This is a genomic window from Keratinibaculum paraultunense, from assembly GCF_016767175.1.
Classification (GTDB): Bacteria; Bacillota; Clostridia; order Tissierellales; family Tepidimicrobiaceae; genus Keratinibaculum; species Keratinibaculum paraultunense.
Map to the genome: position 1 here is coordinate 1,583,572 of NZ_CP068564.1, position 23,236 is coordinate 1,606,807.

Sequence of the window (23,236 nt, forward strand, 5' to 3'; positions counted from 1 at the left end):
CACCCAGTCATAGCTTGTCTCCAATCAGCCTTCGCCAACACTAGTCTCCTTGGGCAGACCTGGCATTAGTGATACCATTTGTCTATTTCGATACCTCGTTCCTTATAAGCAAAGTAACCACCTCAACGTGTGTCGTCTGGGGAAACATATCTACTGGCTGCACTTCTACAACTTTATACCCTCCTTCAACCAAATAAGCTAAATCTCTAGCTAAGATAGCTGGATTGCAAGATACATAAATAATTTTTTCCGGAGCCATATTTACCATAGTTTCTAATACACTTTCTTCGCAGCCTTTTCTTGGTGGATCTACTACTACAATATCAGCGTACAAGCCTTCTTTGTATAATCTTGGTACTACATCTTCTCCTTTTCCTGTATAAAATTTTGCATTATTTATATTATTTATCTTTGCATTTAACTTAGCATCCTCTATAGCAGATTTTACTATTTCTACGCCATATACCTCTTTTGCTTTTTTAGCTAAAAACAAGGAAATAGTCCCTATACCACAGTAAATATCAAAAACTATTTCATCTCCTTTTAAATTAGCATATTCTAAAACCTTATTATAAAGAATTTCCGTTTGAATAGGATTTACTTGAAAAAAGGATTTAGGGGATATGAAAAATTTATATTCCCCTATACAATCTACTATTCTATCCTCCCCGTATAGCTTTATATTCTTTGAACCTAATACTACAGATGTATCCTTTTTATTTATATTTTGATATATGCTTTTTATTTCATAGTTATTAGATCTATCTTTATTTATTAATATATCTATAAGTTTTTCTTTGTAGGGAAGTTTTTCTTCTTTTGTAACTATTATCACCATAACTTTATTATCTTTAGTTATCCTTACTATTATATTTCTTATAATTCCTTCTTTAGTTTTTGTATCATAGCCTTCTAATTTGTATTTTTTCATATGCTCCCTTACTAATTCTACTATTTCATTTACAGCTTCATTTTGGATAATACATTTATCTATAGGATATATTTCATGAGTTCCTTTTTTAAAATAACCTATATTGCAATCCTTTCCTACCTTAAATTCTCCTTTGTTTCTATATCTATAAGGATTGTTCATTCCTATAATTTTTTTAACTGGTACATTTGTAATATTACCTATCTTTTTAATATTATTTTTTACCATATCTTGTTTTAATTCCAATTGTTTTTGGTAATTTAAATTTTGAAGTTGGCATCCATCACATGAATGAAAATATTTACATTTAGGTTCAACTCTATAAGGAGACTTTTCTAATAACTCTATAGTATTAGCTATACCAAAACTCTTCTTTAAATCTATAATTTTAACTCTAACCTTATCTCCTAAAGTTCCCCCATTTATAAATAAGGTAAATCCTTCATACTTTCCTACTCCTTGTCCTTCACTATTTATATCTATTATATCTAGTATTATTTCATCTCCAATTTTAAATTGTTTCATATATTGTGCTCCTTCCTAATAATAAATCTATAAAAAATTTCCCGACATTAACTTATTATTTGGATTTATAATCCAACAACTTAGTAAGTTAGTGCCGGGTAAAGAATCAGTGCCTCTTTTTAAGATTTTATCCAATAATTGCTAATGTATACAATAAATACACTTTATCTATTTCCCTACATGCTCCTTTAGTAAATTCCAAATTTCATTATACTTTCTTTTAAAATTCATAGGTTTTAAATTTTTATCTACAACAGCATGACAAGTATAGCCTTCTGCTAACAAAGTGTTGTCACTTTTTCTATATAGTTCATAGTCAAATTGTATTCTAACCCCTTTTAATTTAGTCAATTTTGCAATTATAATTACTTCATCCCCATATTTTGCAGGTTTTTTATATTTGCAATTTGCTTCAATTACAGGCAAAAATATTCCTTCATCTTCTAACTCCCAGTAGGGTAGTCCAATGCTTCCTAAAAAGCCTGTCCTACCTATATCAAACCATGCAAAATAATTTCCATGATATACTACTCCCATTTTATCTGTTTCATTATATCTTACTTTAATTTCTGTTTTATATTCCATTATATTCACCTCTACAGTACTCTTGCTTCACCTTTATATATTCGCCCTGCAATAGTATCTACAGTTACTATTTCTCCATCTTTTAATACTTTTGTAGCTTCTACTGCTCCTACTATTGTGGGTTTTCCTAAGTTTAACCCTACTATTGCTGCATGGGAGGTTAGCCCACCTCGTTCCACTATTATAGCAGATGCTTTTTCCATAAATTCTACTATATCCTTTTCGGTAAATTTACTAACTAATATATCCCCTTCTTCAAATTTACCTTCTAATTCTTCACTTGTACTTCCAATACACACTTTTCCTGATACTGACTTTTTGCCTATTCCTACTCCTTTTAACAATACTTTACCAACAGTATGAACCTTTATTAAATTAGTAGTTCCTGGCACTCCTACAGGAATTCCTGCAGTTATTACTATTAAATCTCCTTCTTTAACATATCCTTTTTCCAATGCACCATTAATGGATCTTTCTATAACTTCATCTGTAATTTCACTTTTTAAAGATTCCACTGGATAAACTCCCCAAACCAAGGATAATTTTCTCATAACCCTTTTTGTAGTTGTAGCTGCAATAATGGGCACCTTTGGTCTAAATTTAGATACTGCTTTAGAAGTATATCCTGAAGATGTAGCAGTTATAATAGCTGAAGCTTGTAAATCTTTTGCTATTGTGCATGTTGCTTTACTAATAGCATTAGTTGTAGAAACATCCTTATCTATATGTCTCATTTTGAGCATTTCCATATACTCTGAAGATTCTTCTGTTTTAGTTGCTATATTGTACATGGTTTTTACTGCCTCTATAGGATATTTACCTGCTGCTGTTTCTCCTGATAACATTATAGCATCAGAACCATCTAGTATTGCATTAGCTACATCTGTTACCTCTGCCCTTGTGGGTCTTGGATTCCTAATCATGGAATCTAGCATTTGAGTAGCGGTAATTACTGGTTTACCTACTATATTGCATTTTCTAATAATTTCCTTTTGTATAAGGGGTATTTCTTCTGTAAGTATCTCTACTCCTAAATCCCCTCTTGCTACCATTATTCCATCAGAGGCCTCTATAATTTCATCTATGTTGTCTACTCCTTCTCGATTTTCTATCTTAGATATAATATCAATATGTGCACCATTATTTTCCTCAAGTATTCTTCTTATTTCCAACACATCAGAAGCTTTTCTTATGAAGGAAGCAGCTATAAAATCTACATCATTTTCAATTCCAAATTTAATATCATTAATATCTTTTTCAGTTATAGGGGGTAAATTTATGGAAACATTGGGTACATTTATTCCCTTATGGTCTTTTAATGTCCCGCCGTTTAAAACCTTACATTGTATATCTTTATTTCCTATGATCTCCTCTACAACTAATTCTATTAATCCATCATCTATTAATATTCTATCTCCTATTTTCACATCTTTAGGTAATCCTTCATAGGATACATGAACCTTCGTTTTATCCCCTATTATGTCATCTGTAGTTAATGTAAATATATCTCCATCATTTAATTCTATTTCTTCTACGTTAAAAGTTCCTATTCTAATCTCCGGTCCTTTAGTATCCAACATTATTCCTATTGGTAAATCTAATTCTTCTCTTATATTCTTTATAATGTCTATTCTCTTTTTGTGTTCTTCATAATTCCCATGGGAAAAATTTAATCTTGCAACATTTAAACCATTTAAAAATAATTCCTTTAGTACCTCTTCACTTTCCGATGCTGGTCCTATGGTACATACTATCTTTGTTTTCTTCACAGCCTCGCCCCTTTCTTATATTGATAATATCATTCCTATATTATATAAATCTATATCAAAATTTTTTTCTGTATTAAGGGCCTCATCTAAATCTACATCCATTATATTATTGCATCTAATTCCCAATGCTCTACCTGATTTTCCATTGAGTAAAAGCTCTACAGCTTTATTTCCCATTTTACTTGCTAGTATTCTATCAAATACTGTAGGTGAACCTCCTCTTTGAATATGACCTAATATAGTTACTCTAGTTTCAGTACCAGTTTTTTCTTCTATTTTTTCTGCCACTTCATAGGCATCGCCTATACCTTCAGCTAAAGCTATTATATGATGTAGTTTACCCCTATTTTTCCCTTGTATTACTTTTTTACAAACCTCATCAATATTAAATTCCACTTCAGGAACTATTATACTTTCAGCTCCACCAGCTATACCTGAATAAAGAGCAATATCACCACAACCTCTTCCCATCACTTCCACTATATTAGCTCTACCATGGGAAGCGGATGTATCTCTAATCTTACCAATAGCATCTACAGCAGTTTCCACCGCTGTCATAAATCCTATAGTGTAATCTGTATAACCCATATCATTGTCAATAGTACATGGAATACATACTACTTGGATTCCTGCATCACATAATTTTTGTGCTCCCCTAAAAGTTCCATCTCCTCCAAGTATTACTAATCCATCTATCCCAAATACTTCTATTATATTTAATGCTTTATTAAGACCTTCTTCCGTTTTAAATTCATCACATCTAGCAGAAAGTAACATAGTACCGCCTCTGTGAATTATATCTGCAACAGAAGATAAGTTCATCTCTTCAATTTCACCATTTAGTAATCCATTATAGCCTTGTTTAATTCCCATTATCTTTACACCATTATATATAGAAGTTCTGACTACAGACCTTATGGCTGCATTCATTCCTGGAGCATCTCCTCCACTAGTTAGTATTCCTATAGTTTTCATATGATTCCTCCCTCTATAAATATTGTGATTATAATATACCTAAATTATATAAAACCATTTGTACATCTTTTGCTTCAACTTCTGGAGCTAATATCTCGTATAGTTCTTCATCTCCTTCTATTGAAAACAATTGTTTTTTTATCAAAAATCCTTCTTCTTTTAATTTCTTTTCAATTTCAGTAGCTTGTTCTAGACTAGTCGTTACATACACAGTAGTCCACATTATTAGCACGCTCCTGATTATTTCCCTTTTTTTTTAAAATATAGATTATATTCTACATTATAACATAATTTGATACAAATTTTACTTAAACATTAAGATAATCTGACATTCTCCTCTCCTAATATTTTAACAAGCTCTTCTACCAAAGTTTTCTCTTCTATATCAACCCATAAATCTCTCTCAGCCATTACTGTCTTATCCACTTCCTCCATATATACATATACTGGAGTTTCTCCTTTATATCGTGAAAGCACTCCTTTTATGGTACCAAAAATATTTATTGACTTTTCTTTTGGAATCTTTAAATAAATCTTTCCTTGTTTAAAGCTATTTAATTTGCCTATACTTTCACATAATATCTTAGGTTCATCTTCTTCGCTTATGCTTACCCTTCCTTTAATTACTACTAAATTGTCCTCTTCTATTAATCTACTATATTTTTCATAGGTTATTGGAAATACTATACATTCTACAGCACCATATAAATCCTCTAATGTTACAAAAGCCATCATATTGTTATTTTTAGTAACCTTATTTTTTTTAGCTGCTATTATGCCCCCAATGGTAACTTGTTTTCCATCTATATTTTCACCTAATCCTTCTTCCATATGAACTTTAGCTTCATGTAGTTCAGATGTAGTTATGGTAGATATTTTCTTCAAATCCTCTTCATAAGGCTGTAACGGATGCCCGCTTATATATAAACCTAACATTTCCTTTTCCATAGCTAAAAGAGTCTTTTGATTAAATTCCTTTAAATCTGGTAAATTATCTTTTGAGATATTAGTATCTATAGTATCAAACATGGAAAACTGTCCTTCTATATTTCGCTTTTTATCCTCATGAATTCCATCTATAACCCTTTCAAATATAGCTAGTAGCTGAGCCCTATTTCCTCCTAGGCTATTCATAGCACCACATTTTATTAAACTTTCTACTGCTCTTTTGTTCATAACTGAAGGATCTATATTTTCAATTCTCTCGCAAAAATCCGTAAAGCTTTTAAATGGACCTTCTTCTCTTGCTTTTATGATAACTTCAACAAAGTTTTCTCCCACATTTTTTACTGCCATAAGTCCAAATCTTATCTTTCCATCTACTACAGTAAATTTTTTGTAGCTTTCATTTATATCGGGAGGAAGTACTTCTATTCCAAGTCTTTTACATTCTTGAATATATAAGGAAACAGAATTAGTATCTCCCATTACACTACTTATTAAAGCTGCCATAAATTCTACTGGGTAATAGTATTTTAGCCAAGCAGTCCTATAAGCTACTACTGCATAAGCTGCAGAGTGGCTTTTATTGAAAGCATATTTGGCAAAATCTATCATCAAATCATATATTTTATTGGCATCTTTTTCGCTTACTCCATTACGTATGGCACCTTTTATTATTACATTCCCTTCTTCATCAGTTTCTCCATAAATAAACCTTTGCCTTTCTCTTTCCATTACATCCATCTTTTTCTTGCCCATGGCTCGTCTTACTAAATCTGCTCCACCCATGGTAAATCCACCTATATCCCTTACTATCTGCATTACCTGTTCTTGATATACTATACATCCATAGGTTACTTCTAAAATTGGCTTTAATTTAGGATGAATATATTTTATATTTTCAGGATTATTCTTATTTTCTATATACTTAGGGATTTGATTCATAGGTCCTGGTCTAAATAAAGAATTAGCTGCTATTAAATTTTCAAACATATTGGGCTTTAATTCCCTTAAAAATTGTCTCATACCAGCACTTTCAAATTGAAAAATTCCTAAAGTTTCTCCTTTAGCAAACAACTCTATGACTTTAGGATCATCATATGTAAATTGGGAAAAATCCACCTTTACCCCATGATTCTTTTCAATCAATTCCACTGCATCTCTTATTACTGTAAGGGTTCTTAATCCTAAAAAATCCATTTTTAGAAGACCTAGTTCTTCCAACTCTATCATATTAAACTGGGTAGTTATGGCATCATTATTTCTAGATAAAGGAACATAATTAGTTATAGGTTCTTTAGCTATAACTACACCTGCTGCATGGGTAGAAGTGTGCCTTGGAAGTCCTTCTACTGCCAATGCTAAATCTATTAAACGCTTTACTTCTTCATTGGAATTGTACATTTCCTTTAAATTTTTGTTTATCTCTAATGCTTTAGATATGGTCATTCCTAATTCCATAGGAATTTGTTTTGCTATATAATCCACTTCTCCATAGGGCATATTTAGTACTCTTCCCACATCTCGTATTGCCCCTCTAGCTGCCATAGTTCCAAAAGTAGCAATTTGTGCTACTCTATCTTCTCCATATTTTTCTACTACATAATCTATAACTTCTTCTCTTCTTTCATAACAAAAATCTATGTCTATATCAGGCATAGATACTCGTTCTGGATTTAAAAATCTTTCAAATAGCAAATCATATTTTAGTGGATCTATATCTATAATTCCTAGAGCATAAGATACAATGCTACCTGCTGCAGAACCTCTACCAGGTCCTACCATTATTCCTTCTTCCTTTGCAAATCTAACAAAATCCCAAACTATTAGAAAATAATCAGTATAACCCATTTGAACTATTGTATTAAATTCAAATTCAAATCTTTTCATTATTTCCGAGGTAATAGTTTTATATCTATCTTTTAATCCTTCCATACATAATTTTTTTAAATATTCTACGTTGGTATATCCTTCAGGTACCTTATATTCTGGTAAATGTAATGTATTAAAATCTAATGTTACATTACATCTTTCAGCAATTTTTACTGTATTTTCTAAAGCACCCTTTACATCTCCAAATATGCTCTCCATCTCATCATAGGATTTTAAATAAAATTCATTGGTAGGAAATTTCATCCTGTCAGTATCTTCAATGGTCTTACCTGTTTGAATGCACAATAATACATCATGGACTACTGCATCTTCTCTTCTTAAATAATGAACATCATTAGTGGCTACAAGAGGTATCCCTGTTTCTTGGCTAAGCTTTATAAGCTGTTGATTTACAAATCTTTGTTCTTCTATCCCATGATCTTGAAGCTCTAGAAAAAAATTATCTTGTCCAAATATATCATTATATTTAAGAGCTATTTCTTTAGCCTTATCATAATTCCCATTTAATATATGATTTTGCACCTCTCCTGCGAGACAAGCACTTAAAGCTATTATTCCTTCACTATATTTTGCTAAAATATCATGGTCTACCCTAGGCTTATAATAAAATCCATTTACATATCCTTCTGATACTATATGCATCAGATTTTTATAGCCTGTATCATTTTCTGCTAAAAGAACCAAATGGTATTGATTTTTATCCTTCGGTTCTTTTTCTGTGTATTTATTTATAGCTATATATACTTCAGAACCCAATATAGGTTTAATCCCTCTACGTTGAGCTTCCTTATAAAATTTAACAACACCAAACATAGCCCCATGATCTGTTATGGCTATAGCATCCATTCCTAATTCCTTGGTTCTATCTAAAAGATTTTCAATTCTATTGGCTCCATCTAATAGACTATACTCTGTATGAACATGAAGATGTACAAATTTATCCTTATGATTCATTACAAATCCCCTTCTAAATTATATTTATATATTTCATTCTATCACAATTACAAAAAAATTAAACTCCCTGTTATCTTGAGTTTCTGCAAAACAGAACAAAACTATCCGAACCTATGAATCACATTGACTTATAATATTTTATCATATAATTCAAAGAAATGTGGAAACTCAATCTCAAATCTTCCCCAATAAAGAATAATATGATAAAATGAATTGATAATATAATTTTGGAGGGATACTATGAAAAAAATAATTGTAACCAATAATAAATATGTATATGAAAAGTATAAAGATGATTTTGAAGTATACTTTGATGAAAGTTTTTCCTATATAGAGGTTTTAAAATATGTAAGAGATAGGATTCACGAAGGGCATAAGCTTTTGACTCATCCATTATCTGGAAGTGTAAAGCCTAATGAAACAGTATATAAAAGCATCATGATAAGTGACAAAAAGGATGTTTTGGATTTTGATAGTTTAAAGCTAATTGAAGAAAGTATTGCTACAGCTAAAAAATTTACTGCTAATAAACCTACTCCTGATTGGCCTGAAAGTATATTGGATGACTTTAGAATACTTGATCTATCATTAATTGAAAATGTGATAGATAAATTAAAACATGCATAGTGTATCATTCATCTATAGCATCTAAACCATATTCTATCAAATTAGTTAAGCTTTCAATTGCCTCTTCTTCATCTTCTCCCTTTGCTATTAGGGTAATTTCTTCTCCGTGGAATGCTCCCAGAGACATTACTCCTATAATACTTTTCCCATCTACCCTAGTCCCTTTAGATTCTACATATATATCGCTAATATACTTATTAGCTTCCTTTACAAATAAAGCTGCTGGTCTTGCATGTAAACCTGTCTTATTATTTAATATTACATTTCTTTTTATCAATTTTAACTCTCCTTTCTTCTTAATTTATCTGCTATATCATCTATACGCCTAAACCTGTGATTTATTCCTGATTTGCCTACAGGAGGATTAAGCATCTGCCCTAATTCTTTAAGGCTTGCTTCTCTATGTTTTAATCTCAATAGAGCTACTTCCTGTAGATTTTCAGGTAACTTTTCTAAACCAATTTTACTATCTATATATTCAATATTTTCTACTTGTCTTAAAGATGCATCTATAATCTTATTTAAATTTGCAGTTTCGCAATTTACTAATCTATTTACATTATTCCTAACATCTTTAAGTACCCTAATATCTTCAAATTTTAATAGTGCTTGATGAGCACCCATTATATTCAATATATCTGAAATTTGCTCTCCCTCTTTTATATATACTACATAACTTTCCTTTCGGACAACTATTTTAGCATTTAACCCAAAGGAATTTATAATACGTACAAGCTCCTTCCCATAGTCTTCACTATTTGTCACAAATTCCATATGATATGCTTTTTCTGGATTATTTATAGAACCTCCACCTAAAAAAGCACCTCTAATATATGCCCTTCTACAGCATCTATTTTCTATCAATTCTTTTGATACTTTATAGTTTGCACTATAATGTCCATTTTTACTATCAATTAAAAAACCTATATCTTTCAGTATTTTTTTTGTCATCTCTCTATCGTTTATTATCACCAGATAATTATTGTTCTTCTTTAATTGCTTATTTTTCTTAACTACTACATTTATATCAGTATCATACAATCTTTTAATTAAAGTAAATATTCTTCTGGCTATGGCAGCGTTTTCGGTTGAAAGTTTCAATATTACTCTATTATTACTGCCAATTTGAATAGTCCCACTAGTCCGAATTATACTTGCTAATTCTGCTAGTGCACAACATTCATTTTCAATATCCAGCCTAGATAATTCATTTTTAGTTATTGATGAAAAAGACATTTTATCTCTCCTAAATCTATATTATTATAAAAATAATAATGCCTTGTCTATTATTTTTTCCTCATCCTCATGTTTAACTAATTTAGCTGCTTTATCCATGTGGACAAAAGTAGCTTCTGTAAAACCTTCTCTTTTTTGAGGAATAGCTTCCATACTATTGGTTTTCATTAAATACCAATGAACAGATTTATATACTAATCTATTACCTTTTAAATTTTTATAAGTATAGTGTATCATACCTATATATTTTAATATTTCAGCCTTCACTCCAGATTCTTCTAGCACTTCCCTTAATGCTGTATCCTTAATATCCTCATCCTTTTCCACTCTTCCTTTAGGTAATACCCAATCGCCATTAAACTTTCTCAATAATAAAAGAGTATTTTTAAATACAACCACTCCTCCTGCACTTACTTCCTCAATCATATTACCACTCCCAAACAACTTTTATCATTATAACGTAAATTTAATTATATTAAAAATATTATACTACAAAAGTAATTATTATGCTAAAATATTTTAATTTGGAAAACAAAAAAGTGCTTAGTATTTTATCCATAAAGGAGTACATTCTCTAAGCACTTTTCATTATTTTATATTTAAACCCTAAAAAGCGTTAGTATCACTAATTAAGGCTATAATTTCATTTATTACCCTAAACATTTCCTTAGAATAATTAAGTGCTTCATTGTATTTGTCCTGAATATAATCATAATTTTTAGAACTAATAAGATCAATAATAATTCCTCCAACATTATGAAGAGCCTGATGATATGAATCTAATTCTTTCCATAAATCAATTATCTTAGGATTTTCAATTTGTATAGAATGATAAAAATGACCAAATCCACACCTAGTAGCATCTATTTGTAAAGGCATAATTTGACGTTGATTTACCATGTCTTTTAAAATTTCCATCCAAGCTTTATGAAGTCTTTTTGCATTATTTAAAATATTAATTAATTCCTCTGGTTTAATTTTACTTCCATAGTTGCTAAAAATTTTATAATATTTTGTATTATTTTCCATCAATTTTATATCAGATTTAACTACTATTCCTTTTATAGAATTTAATTCACTAAGATCCTCATCAATGGTTTCTATCATTTTAGATAATTTTTCAGTCTCAATGGATAACATATGTACTGCATTGTTTATCTCAGTAGTTGAACTATTAATTTTTTCAAAAGATTCCATAAAACTTTCCATAGCCCCATGGATTTCTTTAATCGCCTTAAAATTATTTTCAATTAAAAGTCTAATACTTTCTGATGTCTCTGGAATTTTTTCCATTGATGTATTAGTACTTTTTATACTTTCAATACTTTCTTCTGACATAGTTTCAATTTCATCTCGAAATATTTGAAATTCATCAAGGCTTTCTTTTGTATTTTCTGCAAGTTTACGTATTTCTTCTGAAACCACCGAAAAACCCTTTCCTGATTCACCCGCTCGAGCAGCCTCAATACTTGCATTTAAAGCCAAAAGATTAGTCTGGTCAGCAATATCTTCTATAACTGCAACAATGTCAGCAATCTTGGCTATTTTGTCCAAGAGGTCTTCTAAGTTTTTGTTAACTTTTCGATTTTTATTCATAACTTCTTCGCAGACTTCTCCCATTTTATTGATATTTTCTTTATTTTTTTCATTATTTTGAACAACAGAATCAATGTGCATGAAAATATTTTCAGCAGTTTGCACATTATAATTTAATGCATTATTTATTTCATCCATAGTAGCTGTAGTTTCTTGTGAAAAAGCCACTGTAGATTCTATTTGAGATAATAATTGGTTCATCATTTCTTGAAGATTTTTAGAAATATATACAATTTCCGTTTCAATATTCCCAAGGGAAGCACTTAATTCCATAGTTTTAAGTAAATACTTCCTAGCATCTTCTTTCAAATTATTTAATTGATGGATTTTTTCTTGAATTATTTTAAGATTTGTATCCTTAATTTCTACATTATCATTTTGTAGAATTGCCTTAACTTGATTTTTGTATCTTATACCAAGCATGTCTTCCCCTCCCATCTTTGTTATCGTAAATTTAATTCTTCAATAGAAACTTGTCCATCTAATTAATCCATATACCCTTTATTAGAATGTTATAAACACTATTGTTGCAAGTAAAAATCACCATAATATATAATTAATATACAGTCAATGAACTCTCCTGATTTTATTGTAGTTAAATTATTTTAACAATACATCCTGAATTACTGGCTTTGTATTCTTCTTGGTCCTATATGTTAGGATAGTTGTCGTATATAAATAACAACATAGAAAATTATCTTTTCCACAATTATTTTATATTACCTTTATTTTTATTATAAATATAGTATGATAGTATTGTAGTATATAAAACATAAAAGGAGGCCATTTACATGAAAATCGATATGAAATATGCAATTGAAAAATTAGAAGAACTATTAAAAATTCCAAGTCCTTCAGGTAATACCCATAAAGCCATAGATTTTGTAGAAAAAGAATTTAAATCTATGGGAATTCCAACTTATAAAACAAATAAAGGCGCATTGATTGGAACAATTGAAGGATTGGATACTAAGAAGGAAGTAACCTTATCTGGGCATGTGGATACACTTGGAGGAATGGTTAAAGAGATTAAATCCAATGGAAGGTTAAAATTTACTCAAATTGGTGGATATGTGTGGAGTACTGTTGAAGGGGAATATGTTAATATTGAATCTAGCAATGGAAAAATATATTCTGGAACTATTTTAACCACTAAAGCGTCCTCCCATGTTCATGGAGAAGAGACTAGGACTATTGAAAGAAATATGGATAATATGGAAATAAGATTAGATGAAAAGGTATCTGATGAAGAAGATATAGAAAAATTAGGCATAGAAGTTGGAGATTTTATATACTTTGATCCTAGAGTTAATGTTATTCCTAGTGGCTTTATAAAATCTAGACATTTAGATGATAAAGCAGGAGTAATATCTATATTGACTATTGCTAAATATCTAAAGGATAATGACATCACTCCAAAATATACCACCAATTTCTTTATAAGTAATTATGAAGAAGTTGGTCATGGTGCAAGTGCTGCTATTCCTGAAAAAACTTTTGAATTCATAGCCATAGATATGGCAGCACCAGGTGAAGGACAAACTTCTGATGAATTTAGCGTTACCATATGTGCAAAGGATAGTTCTGGTCCATATGATTTAGAATTAAAAAATAGATTAGTTAAATTAGCAAAGGATAATGATATAGATTATCGTGTAGACATATATCCTTACTATGGTTCTGATGGTTCTGCAGCTTTAAGAGCTGGATATGATTTTAAAGTGGGACTTATAGGACCTGGAGTAGATGCCTCCCACTCCTTTGAAAGAACCCATAGAGATGCTATTGAAAATACCATAAAACTAGGGATTTTATACTTAACTAAATAGCTAATTTTTTAGGTATAGAGTCGTAAAATATTTAATAGTTTTACGGCTCTATTAACTACATGTATAATATTTCCTGGTTTATTTTTTAAATTATTTAACAAAATATATTATACAAGTATTTGTAAAAAATAATCCAAAGATACTGAAAAATACTATTTAATTTAAAGAGGTGATTTAATGAGTATAAATGAAAAATTTATTATAAATTTACAAGGAAAATCTTATGTTACCTATGAGGGACTTTTGGATTTAGCCCATCAACATAATTTAAAATCCTTAGAAGTGGAATTAATTCAAATTCCTACAAAGGAAAACAATATGACTGCCATATGTAAGGCAACTGCCACCACAGAAGACAAAATATATACAGATATTGGTGATGCTAGCCCCCAATCAGTTAACAATACTATAGCACCCCATTTGATTCGAATGGCCTCCACTAGAGCTAAAGCTAGAGTACTTAGGGATTTAACTAATGTAGGAATGACTGCTGTAGAAGAAATATCCTATAATGAAGAAACGTCTGAATACAATGAACCTTATATAGCCAATGAAGAACCACCAACTAAAAGGCAATTAGAAACTTTAAAAAAATTAGCAGATGAATTAAACATAGCTATTGATTATGAAAATTTGACTAAAAGAACTGCAGGTAATTTAATATCTAAAATGCTAGATGAAGTAAAAAAAGCCTAACAATCAGCTAGACTTGATAGGCTTTTTCTTTGCAATTTCAACTAATAGTTGACTTAATAGTATAGAATTGTGACGAATGTAATCTTTTTTAATGTCTATTAAATTTTCCTTAATAAGCCTAATACCCTTCTCTTTTAATATCCTCTCATCATTTTCCCCTAATATTACTGGCTTAGAACCGTCCGAAGTATATTTTTTTAATACTTCTTGGGGGATTTCCCCAGTATTTGCTATTACATAATCTAATAGATCCTTTCTGCTATGAGAAAGTATTCCCTTAACATGGTCTAATACAGTATAATCATCTGTTTCTCCAGGTTGAGTCATTATATTGGTAATATACACTTTTGGTGCTTTAGATTCATATATTTTATCCACTATGTTATTTACCAATAAATTAGGTATAACACTAGTATATAAACTACCAGGACCTAGTACTATTAAGTCTGCTTCTTCTATAGCCTCTATAGCTTCTATTAATGGATAGCTCTCCTTAGGTTCTATATAGACTCTGCGAATTTTACTTGATATTTCCTTGCATCTTTTAGGAATCTCTGATTCTCCCTTTACAATCTCGCCATTTTCCAATTCTGCATATAAAACTACGTCTTCAAGAGTCATAGGAAGCACTTTCCCTGTTACTGCTAGTACATTACTAGTTTCTTTTACTGCCATTTCAAAACTGCCACATATTTCATTCATAGCAGCTAAAAATAAGTTTCCAAAATTTTGTCCCTTTAATTTTCCTTCACTAAATCTATATTGTAACAACTTTTCCATGATAGGTTCAGTATTTGCAAGGGCTAATATACATGATCTAATGTCACCTGGAGGGAGCATACCTAAATCCTCTCTTAGTATACCTGAGCCTCCTCCATCATCAGCAACAGTTACAATCGCAGTAATATTAGATGTAAATTCTTTTAATCCCCTAAGCAATACAGAAAGTCCAGTACCACCACCTATAACTACTATTTTTGGTCCTTTGGATAGTACCCTTTCTCTATATATTATATTATTTATATCCTCTCTGTTTAAATCTTTATTTCCATTAGATTTACACACATATTTAATTACGTTATTATAAGATTTAGTAACAGAAAATATTATAAGAACTGTCCCAGTTATTATAAGTAAAATTTTTGTGCTCAATTTATAATTAATAGATATTTTATACATAAAATCAGATAATCCCATGGAAAGTAAAAATATACCTATTATCCCCAAAAGTATCCAACCTGTAATTATCAATTTTGGTCTATATTTTTTAATCATGAAAATTACCCTTTCTAATCTAATTTATAATCTCTATGACTTGCTATAGCTCTATGCCCTTTACCTTTAAGTTCATCTACTATTTTGTTAGTTATAGCCACAGAACGGTGCCTTCCGCCAGTACATCCTATTCCTATTATAAGCTGGGTTTTACCTTCCTTTATATAATAAGGTATTAAAAATTCCAGCATATCCAACAATTTTTCTAAAAATGTATTAGTCTGTTCCCAAGCAAATATATAATCCTTCACAGCTTTATCTTCTCCAGTTAAATCCCTTAACTCTGGAATATAATAAGGATTTGGAATAAATCTCACATCAAACACCAAATCTGCATCTAATAGTATCCCATGCTTAAATCCAAAAGACACAACAGATATGGTAAGTTGTCTAAATTCTTCTCCTTCTACAAATATTTTAGATATTTCCTCTTTCAACATTCCTATAGTCAATTTAGATGTGTCTATTATATAATCCGCTCTATTTTTTATATTCTCTAATAATACTCTTTCTTCTTCTATTCCATCTATAATTCTTCCATGAGGATTTAATGGATGAGGTCTTCTAAGTTCTTTATATCGCTTTACTAAAACAGGATCTTCTGCATCTAAAAACAATATCCTATATTTTACATTCATTTTTTCTAATTCTTCTAAACTATCAAATAGATCTTGGAAGAATATTCCACCTCTAATATCCACCACTACAGCTACTTTGTCTATAGTCCCTTTAGACTTGCAACATAATTCCGCAAACTTAGGTAATAAAGTAGGTGGAAGATTATCCATGCAGTAATACCCCATATCCTCCATTGCCTTCATAGCTTGACTCTTTCCTGCTCCAGACATTCCTGTAATAATAACAAATTCCAATAAAAACCCACCTCCTGGTTTATTCTTTTGCATTTACTATCCTACATATAGGTACTTTAGCTTCCAATGCCCTCTGTATCCCTTGTTGAAGTTCCCCTACATCTGAAGGATGATGGGCATCACTGTTTATATAAAATTTAACCTTCGTATTTAATGCTTTCTTTATATTTTCTACAGATAATTGACTATGATGGGAATTTATCTCTAAAGCAGTATTATGCTTATAGGCAACTTCCCCTACCTTTTCTATGTCTAATTTAGCTTTAGAACCAGGATGGGTAATTATATCTATTGGATATTTTTCTATAGCTTTAATCACTGCTTTAGTATTTAAATCCACCATATTATCATTTAAAAAAGGCAGCACTTTGGATAAATAATTTAAACCATAAAAATACCACATACTCTTTATGTTATTGGGAATTATACCATAATGGAACCCCAACAATAATATATCCAATACTTCTAACATGCTATCATCAACATCTATATTTCCATCATAATCCATTACATTAGCTTCTATCCCTAATAATATATTAATTTCTTTATATTCTTTATTTAATTCATCTATTTCTTTCCTCATTTTAAATATATTATCCCTCTTTATACCATATATAATATGTCCTGGTCCATGATCACATATGGCTATTTCCTTTAATCCCTTCTCTATTGAAACCTCTACATTTTCCCTAATAGTACCTTTTCCATGACTATATATGGTATGAGTATGGTAATCTCCTATTATCTGCATATTTCGCCCTTCCTAATCTCCTATTATTTTTATTTCTGGTTCTAATAATATATCAAATTTATCCCTTACAACCTTTTGAACTGTTTTTATAAGGGTAAATACATCTTCAAACGTAGCATTACCTTTATTTATAATAAATCCACAATGTTTTTCAGAAACTTGTGCATCTCTAAATCTTAAACCCTTCAAACCTGCATCATCAATTAACTTACTTGCATAATGCCCTATTGGACGTTTAAATACACTTCCTCCACTAGGATATTCCAGTGGTTGTTTGGATTTTCTTTTATAAGCTAAATCCTTCATTTCCTGTTCTATTATGGAATAATCTCCCTTCTTTAATTGAAACTCCACAGCAAGAACTATAAGCTCATCATCTACTACTCTACTTCCTCTATGCCTAAAATTCATCTGTTCCTTTTCTAATTCCAATATATTATTTTCTTTATCCAGTACCTGAACTTTAGAAACTATATCCTTCATCTCGCCCCCATAAGCTCCAGCATTCATAGCTATAGCTCCTCCTACAGTTCCTGGTATGCCACTGGCAAATTCAAATCCTGTTAGAGAATTTTCCAATGCTTTTTTGCCTACAATGGATAATAAAGCTCCACTTTGACAAATAATCCTATCATCCACTACATCTATTTTATCATAATCTTTACCAATCTTTATAACTACTCCTCTAATACCTGAATCCTTTACAAGTAAATTGGTTCCATTCCCCATAACAAAATATTTTATATTATTATTCCTACAAAATTTAATGGATTCTACAATATCTTCTTCTCTTTTAGGTATTATCATTATATCTGCTGGACCACCTATTTTAAAGGAAGTGTGATTTTTCATAGGTTCATCAAGTAAAACTTCTCCAAAATTTAATTGTTTAAATTGTTCATATAGCTTTTCCTTTTCCAAAATACCACTCCTATATCCTCATTTTAAATTATTTTTCAATTTGTTTATTTTTATTTTAGCATTTTCTATTGCCTCATAGGAAGGCTTTTTCCCCAAAAGGGCATTTATTATTTCTTCATGGATTATGGAATCTATCTCGTTCCAATTATCTACAATAGGTATGTAGTGGGTATAAGATAGACTTTCTTCTATTTTTTTCATATTGATATTATCTGTATACATATCATCTATGCCTCTTTTAACTGTGAATAGGCTAATTTCTTCTAAAAGTTTTTGATTGGAATTTGTAGTTAAATGTTTTAAAAATTCAACACACATTTTCATCTTTTTGGGATCCTCATCCTTTATTATTCCATAAGAAATTATATCGCTACTTAAAATCACTGGCAAGTTTTTGTCCCCCGTAGGAAAATTTACCACTTCAAAATTAAAACCATTATCTTCTCTATAGGATTTTTCCAATACATCTATTGCCCAAGAACCTGTAGCAAAAGCTGCCACTCTTTGATCTTCAAAAAACATATTCCAAGCATCCTTCTCCCCTATTATACCAAAATAATCAGGTACAATTCCATGTTTATATTTTAAATCCATCAATCTTTCTAAGCCTTTAATAGCTTTCTCTCCATAAAAACTATATTCTAATCTTTTAGGTTCTATAAACTGAGCTCCATCGGATAGTATTATTCCCCAAATATGATAATTATTTTCTCCAATAGAAGTCAAAAATCCGTACTCATCTATTACACCATCTCCATTAGAGTCACAAGTTAATTGCTTTAAAGCATCTACAAATTCCTCATAAGTCCAATTTCCATCTATAGGAGGGTTAACCCCCCTTTCATAAAATTTATCTAAATTTATATATATAGCACTTGTAGTCATAGCTATAGGTAAAGCCTTCAATTCCTTATTATATGTTACAGGTACTAATGCTTGATGTTTAAATTCCTCTAATTCTTCATTTTCAAAATAATCGTCTAAAGGTTCTAATACGTCTAAATTTGAAAAGTTTAAATCTACAGGAATTATATCTGGCATAGTATCCTTATTATCATCCTTAGATACAATTTCTATATATACTCCTGGATTTTGTTTTTCAAAGGTTCGAATTCTATTTTGTAGCCATTTATAAGAACCTTTCCTAGAAAAGTCCCATATCTCTATTATACCCTTATAAGGTTCTTCTTCTACTTTTTCTAATTGAATAAAATTATTTATAAATAGATTATAAGTCCAAACCAATATAAATCCAACTAAAATAAATAAAACTATTCTCCTCAAAATAGCCACCTCCTACAATATAAATATTCATCGGAAATAACCATTATGTGAAGAATAGTTTTTATATCACTAACCAATCTTTTCCTTTAAAGCTTGAATTTCTAATTCATGTCTCCCTACAATTTCCTTTAATCTTCTATTTTCCTGCTCAAATCCTTCATTTTTCTTGTTGCTTTCTTCTTTAAATTCCGTTAAAAATGCTGTTTGCTCATATACTGCATTTAATTTATCATCCATTTTGTCTAATTTGTTTTCTATTTTATATACTCTTCCTTTTAATCCGCTTACATCTTCTCTTACTCCTACCATATCATTCTTTAATCCACTTACATCTTCTTTTACTCCTGCCATATCATTCTTTAATCCACTTACATCTTCTCTTACTCCTACCATATCATTCTTTAATCCGCTTACATCTTCTCTTAACGTTTTTAATTCCTTTAAAACTATGGTTTGAAATTCTTCATTAGTCATCTTTAACACCTCCTATAACTATCTTTCGAATATTATACCATATTTAATAAATGTATTGAATAAGGTTCATATTTTTTATATCATCTGTATTTTAAAATAACATATTTTTATCATGATCTTTTCTAAAAAGTTGTTTATTTTCTATGCAAAATATTGCATCAGCAATATTATCAAAGGTATTATCATGTGTAATTATAATAATTAGCTGTTTTTCCTTTTCAGAATTTATATGTTTATATAAAGCATTAATCGTATCTTTTTCTAAATTTGTAGTAGGTTCATCTAAAAGAACACATGGAAATCCTTGAATGAATATTCTAGTTAGACAAATCTTTTGACCTTCCCCACTTGATATATTTAATGGATCAATTTCAATCTTTTTATTTAAAGGTGGCAATCGAAAAATATCGTTAAAATATTTAATTTCACAACTATTATGACTATTCCCAAGAAGAATATTGTCTAATACTGTTGCTCTAAAAAAAAATAATGGATAACTTAATATTGATATTTTACTTTTAAAACTCTCATCCATTTTAAATATTCCATTATTTTTTACTTTTAATTGATCGGAAGAGATAAGCCCTGTCATTATATTAAAGAGCATAGATTTTCCACTACCATTAGCTCCTTTAATAATATAAAATCCTTTTTTTGGAATTACTATATTTGCCTCATATAGTAATTCTTTTTTTACATTATATATCTCTGTATTTTTAATTTCTATAAAGTTGTCTAATTTACAAAATAGCTTCTCATATTTATAATTGCTATCGCTATTATAATATAAAAATTTTTCTAAACGATCAAAAAATGGCTTATATGCCTTCTTTTCTGTCAAAGTTTGAGAAAGATTAGTAAGCGGTTCAAAAAGAAAAGCAGTATATTGACTGAACATAACTAATGTTCCTAATGATAATCTATTTTGGTGAACTGCTATTGCACCTGCCCAAAGAATTACAAGAGGAGCAATAATAGAAATAAAAATGGGAATACGATTTACGAGTATATACCAAAAATCATAATTATTCCTATTTTTAATCCATTCTGTAAGAGTTTCATCATATAATTTTTCAAAATAAGTTTCACTCTTTGTTAAATTTATATCTGCTTTATTATTTATATAATTTTTTAAATCATTTATATATATATCCTGTGAAACAATGGATTTTTTGTTAGCATCTGCTATCTTTTTTATATTCAAGTTTATAGATAATAAGTATAATGGCATAAACAAAAATGATATTAAAGCAAGTTTTACATTAACATAGAACATAAATCCCAATACTATTACTATTTGTAATATACTTGTTATAATAAAAACTTTATAATTAAGAATAGCTACTGCTACATTACTTGAATCTGAAATATATAAATTGGTAACCATTCCCTTATCTATAGCATTATAATCGGCTTTATTCATATCTAATTGTGACTTGAATAAAAACATTTTTAGCTTTTTATCAACTTTATTTCTATACTTTGCACTTAGATAATTACCAAAATAGAATATGAATGCTTGTATAAAAAAAGTCAAAATAATAATTACGATAATATTTATATATGAGATATTAGCAGATGGATTACTAGCAAAATCTATCAATACTTTATTAAAGTAAGGAATAGCAAGATATATTATACTTGAAATTAAGTAACTTATGGTTAATTTAAAAATTTCTATTCCTGAAATAACATTCTTATCTTTCATTAGACGATACATCTCTAATAGCCTCTCTATACAAAAGTTTTACATAATCTTCTAAGATATATTTTTCAGGTATACATTCATTTCTGCCAGTTTTCTGCAATAAATAACAACCACCTTTACAGAAAGGTAGTACTTTACAATTTATACACTTTTCCTTAATAAAAGGATCATAGGCAATTTTTTCATTTGTAACATTAATATTTTCATCTATTAAGCCATTTACAATCTTCCCAATCATTGAACTTTCATTAGATTCTGTAGAACTGCATCTTACTAGTTCTAAATCAGTATTAATAAGAAAATGGTTTATACAATCAAATTTACAGTTAACTCCATAAGACGAATATCTAGGAATTGGAAGCTTGTTTTCATAAAGTACATTATAAATATTACTCAATGCTAATGCATACTCTTCCAAAGAAGAAAAATAATAATTATCAATTTCACTAGAATTTTGAAACTTTGTAGTTTGCTGAAAATATAAATATGTTTTATCCAATAATTCTTCACCTTTTAATAATGATATAAAAGATCTTATGTCCGTATTTAATTTGTTTACATTGTATCTAATACTCACTTCTTCTTTTGAATTTATTAAAAGATGAATATTTTCTAAAATTTTTTTGAATGTACCATTACCAGATAATAATGGTCTGGAATAATCATGCATTAATTCAATCCCATCTAAAGTTATTTCATATCTGTTTATATTCATATCTTTTAACCATTTTTCATAACATTCATCAATCAAATAACCATTAGTTGTTATTGCAGAAAAATATTTGAATGAATATATATCAAGTAATTTCTCTATTTGTTTTTGCATGTAAAAGGCAATTTCAATATTCAGCAATGGCTCGCCACCAAACCAATGAATCTTAACAATTTTTACACCTTCTTTTAATTTATTCTCTATCCATTTTAAGATTTCATCGGCTCCACTTCGTGAAAGGTATCGTTTTTCATGAGGTTGATAGCAGTACTTACAAAGAAAATTACACGAATTTGTCAATTCAATAGTTATTCCTATTACTTTATAATTAAAACGTTCCCTTTGATAATTTGCCTTTAAAAGCATATCTTCATAATTTTCTTTAACTATGAAACCATATTTCTTCATAAGATTAAATTCATGATCACAAAGAGTACTCGGATTTAACATTTTTTGAACATAAATATCTTCGAAAAGCATCATACCTTGAGTCAAAGTATTAAATATAATATTTTGATTTTCACCAATATTATAAACTAAATTATATTTAGAACATATATACTCTTCTCTATTCAATATATACTCCCTCCTCAATCAATAATATTTATAGGAGCTGCCAATTAATTAGCAGCTCCTGCTCTTGCGTTACTTTGGAATAATTGGTCCAATTGGAATAGCTGT

21 protein-coding genes are annotated in these 23,236 nt (G+C 29.5%); 3 read left to right on the top strand and 18 right to left on the bottom strand.

Features of this window, described 5'->3' with window-relative positions; genetic code table 11:
- Nucleotides 1-82: 82 nt before the first annotated feature.
- The 6 genes from rlmD to JL105_RS07830 all read right to left on the bottom strand — a co-directional run bounded on the left by rlmD (nt 83) and on the right by JL105_RS07830 (nt 8,574).
- On the bottom strand, nt 83-1,456 hold the full coding sequence (rlmD, locus tag JL105_RS07805) for a 23S rRNA (uracil(1939)-C(5))-methyltransferase RlmD (protein ID WP_132027941.1): 1,374 nt from the start codon (nt 1,454-1,456) through the stop codon (nt 83-85).
- A gap of 168 nt (nt 1,457-1,624) precedes the next feature.
- Nucleotides 1,625-2,041, bottom strand: a complete 417-nt coding sequence (locus JL105_RS07810; RefSeq protein ID WP_132027943.1) for an acyl-CoA thioesterase — start codon at nt 2,039-2,041, stop codon at nt 1,625-1,627.
- Nucleotides 2,042-2,052: 11 nt separating this feature from the next.
- On the bottom strand, nt 2,053-3,810 hold the full coding sequence (gene pyk, locus JL105_RS07815) for a pyruvate kinase (RefSeq protein WP_132027945.1): 1,758 nt from the start codon (nt 3,808-3,810) through the stop codon (nt 2,053-2,055).
- A 15-nt stretch (nt 3,811-3,825) separates the two neighbouring features.
- On the bottom strand, nt 3,826-4,785 hold the full coding sequence (gene pfkA / locus JL105_RS07820) for a 6-phosphofructokinase (protein WP_132027947.1): 960 nt from the start codon (nt 4,783-4,785) through the stop codon (nt 3,826-3,828).
- Between the two features lie 28 nt (nt 4,786-4,813).
- Nucleotides 4,814-5,008, bottom strand: a complete 195-nt coding sequence (locus JL105_RS07825) for a hypothetical protein (RefSeq protein ID WP_132027949.1) — start codon at nt 5,006-5,008, stop codon at nt 4,814-4,816.
- Between the two features lie 92 nt (nt 5,009-5,100).
- A complete protein-coding gene (locus JL105_RS07830) occupies nt 5,101-8,574 on the bottom strand; it encodes a DNA polymerase III subunit alpha (protein WP_132027951.1) in 3,474 nt (1,157 codons plus the stop codon).
- A 240-nt stretch (nt 8,575-8,814) separates the two neighbouring features.
- Between JL105_RS07830 and JL105_RS07835 the strand changes: the two genes are divergently transcribed.
- A complete protein-coding gene (locus tag JL105_RS07835; RefSeq protein ID WP_132027953.1) occupies nt 8,815-9,201 on the top strand; it encodes a GrdX family protein in 387 nt (128 codons plus the stop codon).
- A 4-nt stretch (nt 9,202-9,205) separates the two neighbouring features.
- On the opposite strand, the gene JL105_RS07840 is transcribed toward JL105_RS07835, so the two are convergent.
- From JL105_RS07840 to JL105_RS07855, 4 genes are all read right to left on the bottom strand, one after another.
- On the bottom strand, nt 9,206-9,478 hold the full coding sequence (locus JL105_RS07840; RefSeq protein ID WP_132027955.1) for an HPr family phosphocarrier protein: 273 nt from the start codon (nt 9,476-9,478) through the stop codon (nt 9,206-9,208).
- Nucleotides 9,479-9,480: 2 nt separating this feature from the next.
- Nucleotides 9,481-10,437: a DNA-binding protein WhiA gene (gene whiA, locus JL105_RS07845; RefSeq protein ID WP_132027957.1), complete on the bottom strand. Its 957-nt coding sequence runs from the start codon at nt 10,435-10,437 to the stop codon at nt 9,481-9,483.
- A gap of 24 nt (nt 10,438-10,461) precedes the next feature.
- A complete protein-coding gene (locus JL105_RS07850; RefSeq protein WP_132027959.1) occupies nt 10,462-10,863 on the bottom strand; it encodes an NUDIX hydrolase in 402 nt (133 codons plus the stop codon).
- A gap of 180 nt (nt 10,864-11,043) precedes the next feature.
- On the bottom strand, nt 11,044-12,456 hold the full coding sequence (locus JL105_RS07855) for a methyl-accepting chemotaxis protein (RefSeq protein ID WP_158280016.1): 1,413 nt from the start codon (nt 12,454-12,456) through the stop codon (nt 11,044-11,046).
- Nucleotides 12,457-12,824: 368 nt separating this feature from the next.
- Here JL105_RS07855 and JL105_RS07860 point away from each other — a divergent pair, with 368 nt between their 5' ends.
- Both JL105_RS07860 and JL105_RS07865 read left to right on the top strand, forming a co-directional pair.
- The gene (locus JL105_RS07860) at nt 12,825-13,862 is read left to right on the top strand and encodes a M42 family metallopeptidase (protein WP_132027963.1); all 1,038 of its coding nucleotides are present in this window, start codon (nt 12,825-12,827) and stop codon (nt 13,860-13,862) included.
- Between the two features lie 177 nt (nt 13,863-14,039).
- Nucleotides 14,040-14,558, top strand: coding sequence for a hypothetical protein (locus tag JL105_RS07865; RefSeq protein WP_132027965.1), 519 nt, complete (start codon nt 14,040-14,042; stop codon nt 14,556-14,558).
- 3 nt (nt 14,559-14,561) lie between these two features.
- Here the strand turns inward: JL105_RS07865 and JL105_RS07870 are convergent, their stop codons facing one another.
- The 8 genes from JL105_RS07870 to JL105_RS07905 all read right to left on the bottom strand — a co-directional run bounded on the left by JL105_RS07870 (nt 14,562) and on the right by JL105_RS07905 (nt 23,131).
- Nucleotides 14,562-15,833: a gluconeogenesis factor YvcK family protein gene (locus JL105_RS07870; protein WP_132027967.1), complete on the bottom strand. Its 1,272-nt coding sequence runs from the start codon at nt 15,831-15,833 to the stop codon at nt 14,562-14,564.
- A gap of 14 nt (nt 15,834-15,847) precedes the next feature.
- A complete protein-coding gene (gene rapZ, locus JL105_RS07875) occupies nt 15,848-16,705 on the bottom strand; it encodes an RNase adapter RapZ (protein ID WP_132028158.1) in 858 nt (285 codons plus the stop codon).
- A gap of 19 nt (nt 16,706-16,724) precedes the next feature.
- Nucleotides 16,725-17,456, bottom strand: a complete 732-nt coding sequence (locus JL105_RS07880) for a PHP domain-containing protein (RefSeq protein ID WP_132027969.1) — start codon at nt 17,454-17,456, stop codon at nt 16,725-16,727.
- Between the two features lie 12 nt (nt 17,457-17,468).
- Nucleotides 17,469-18,377, bottom strand: coding sequence for a UDP-N-acetylmuramate dehydrogenase (gene murB, locus JL105_RS07885; RefSeq protein ID WP_132027971.1), 909 nt, complete (start codon nt 18,375-18,377; stop codon nt 17,469-17,471).
- Between the two features lie 18 nt (nt 18,378-18,395).
- Nucleotides 18,396-19,661 (bottom strand): ABC transporter substrate-binding protein, encoded by a 1,266-nt coding sequence (locus tag JL105_RS07890; RefSeq protein WP_158280017.1) that lies wholly within the window; start codon nt 19,659-19,661, stop codon nt 18,396-18,398.
- 69 nt (nt 19,662-19,730) lie between these two features.
- Complete coding sequence (locus JL105_RS07895) at nt 19,731-20,135, bottom strand: hypothetical protein (RefSeq protein ID WP_132027975.1); 405 nt, start codon at nt 20,133-20,135, stop codon at nt 19,731-19,733.
- Between the two features lie 91 nt (nt 20,136-20,226).
- Nucleotides 20,227-21,843 (bottom strand): ABC transporter transmembrane domain-containing protein, encoded by a 1,617-nt coding sequence (locus JL105_RS07900; protein ID WP_158280018.1) that lies wholly within the window; start codon nt 21,841-21,843, stop codon nt 20,227-20,229.
- A complete protein-coding gene (locus JL105_RS07905) occupies nt 21,833-23,131 on the bottom strand; it encodes a radical SAM/SPASM domain-containing protein (RefSeq protein ID WP_132027979.1) in 1,299 nt (432 codons plus the stop codon). The genes JL105_RS07900 and JL105_RS07905 overlap by 11 nt, the downstream gene beginning before the upstream one ends.
- Between the last annotated feature and the right edge of the window lie 105 nt (nt 23,132-23,236).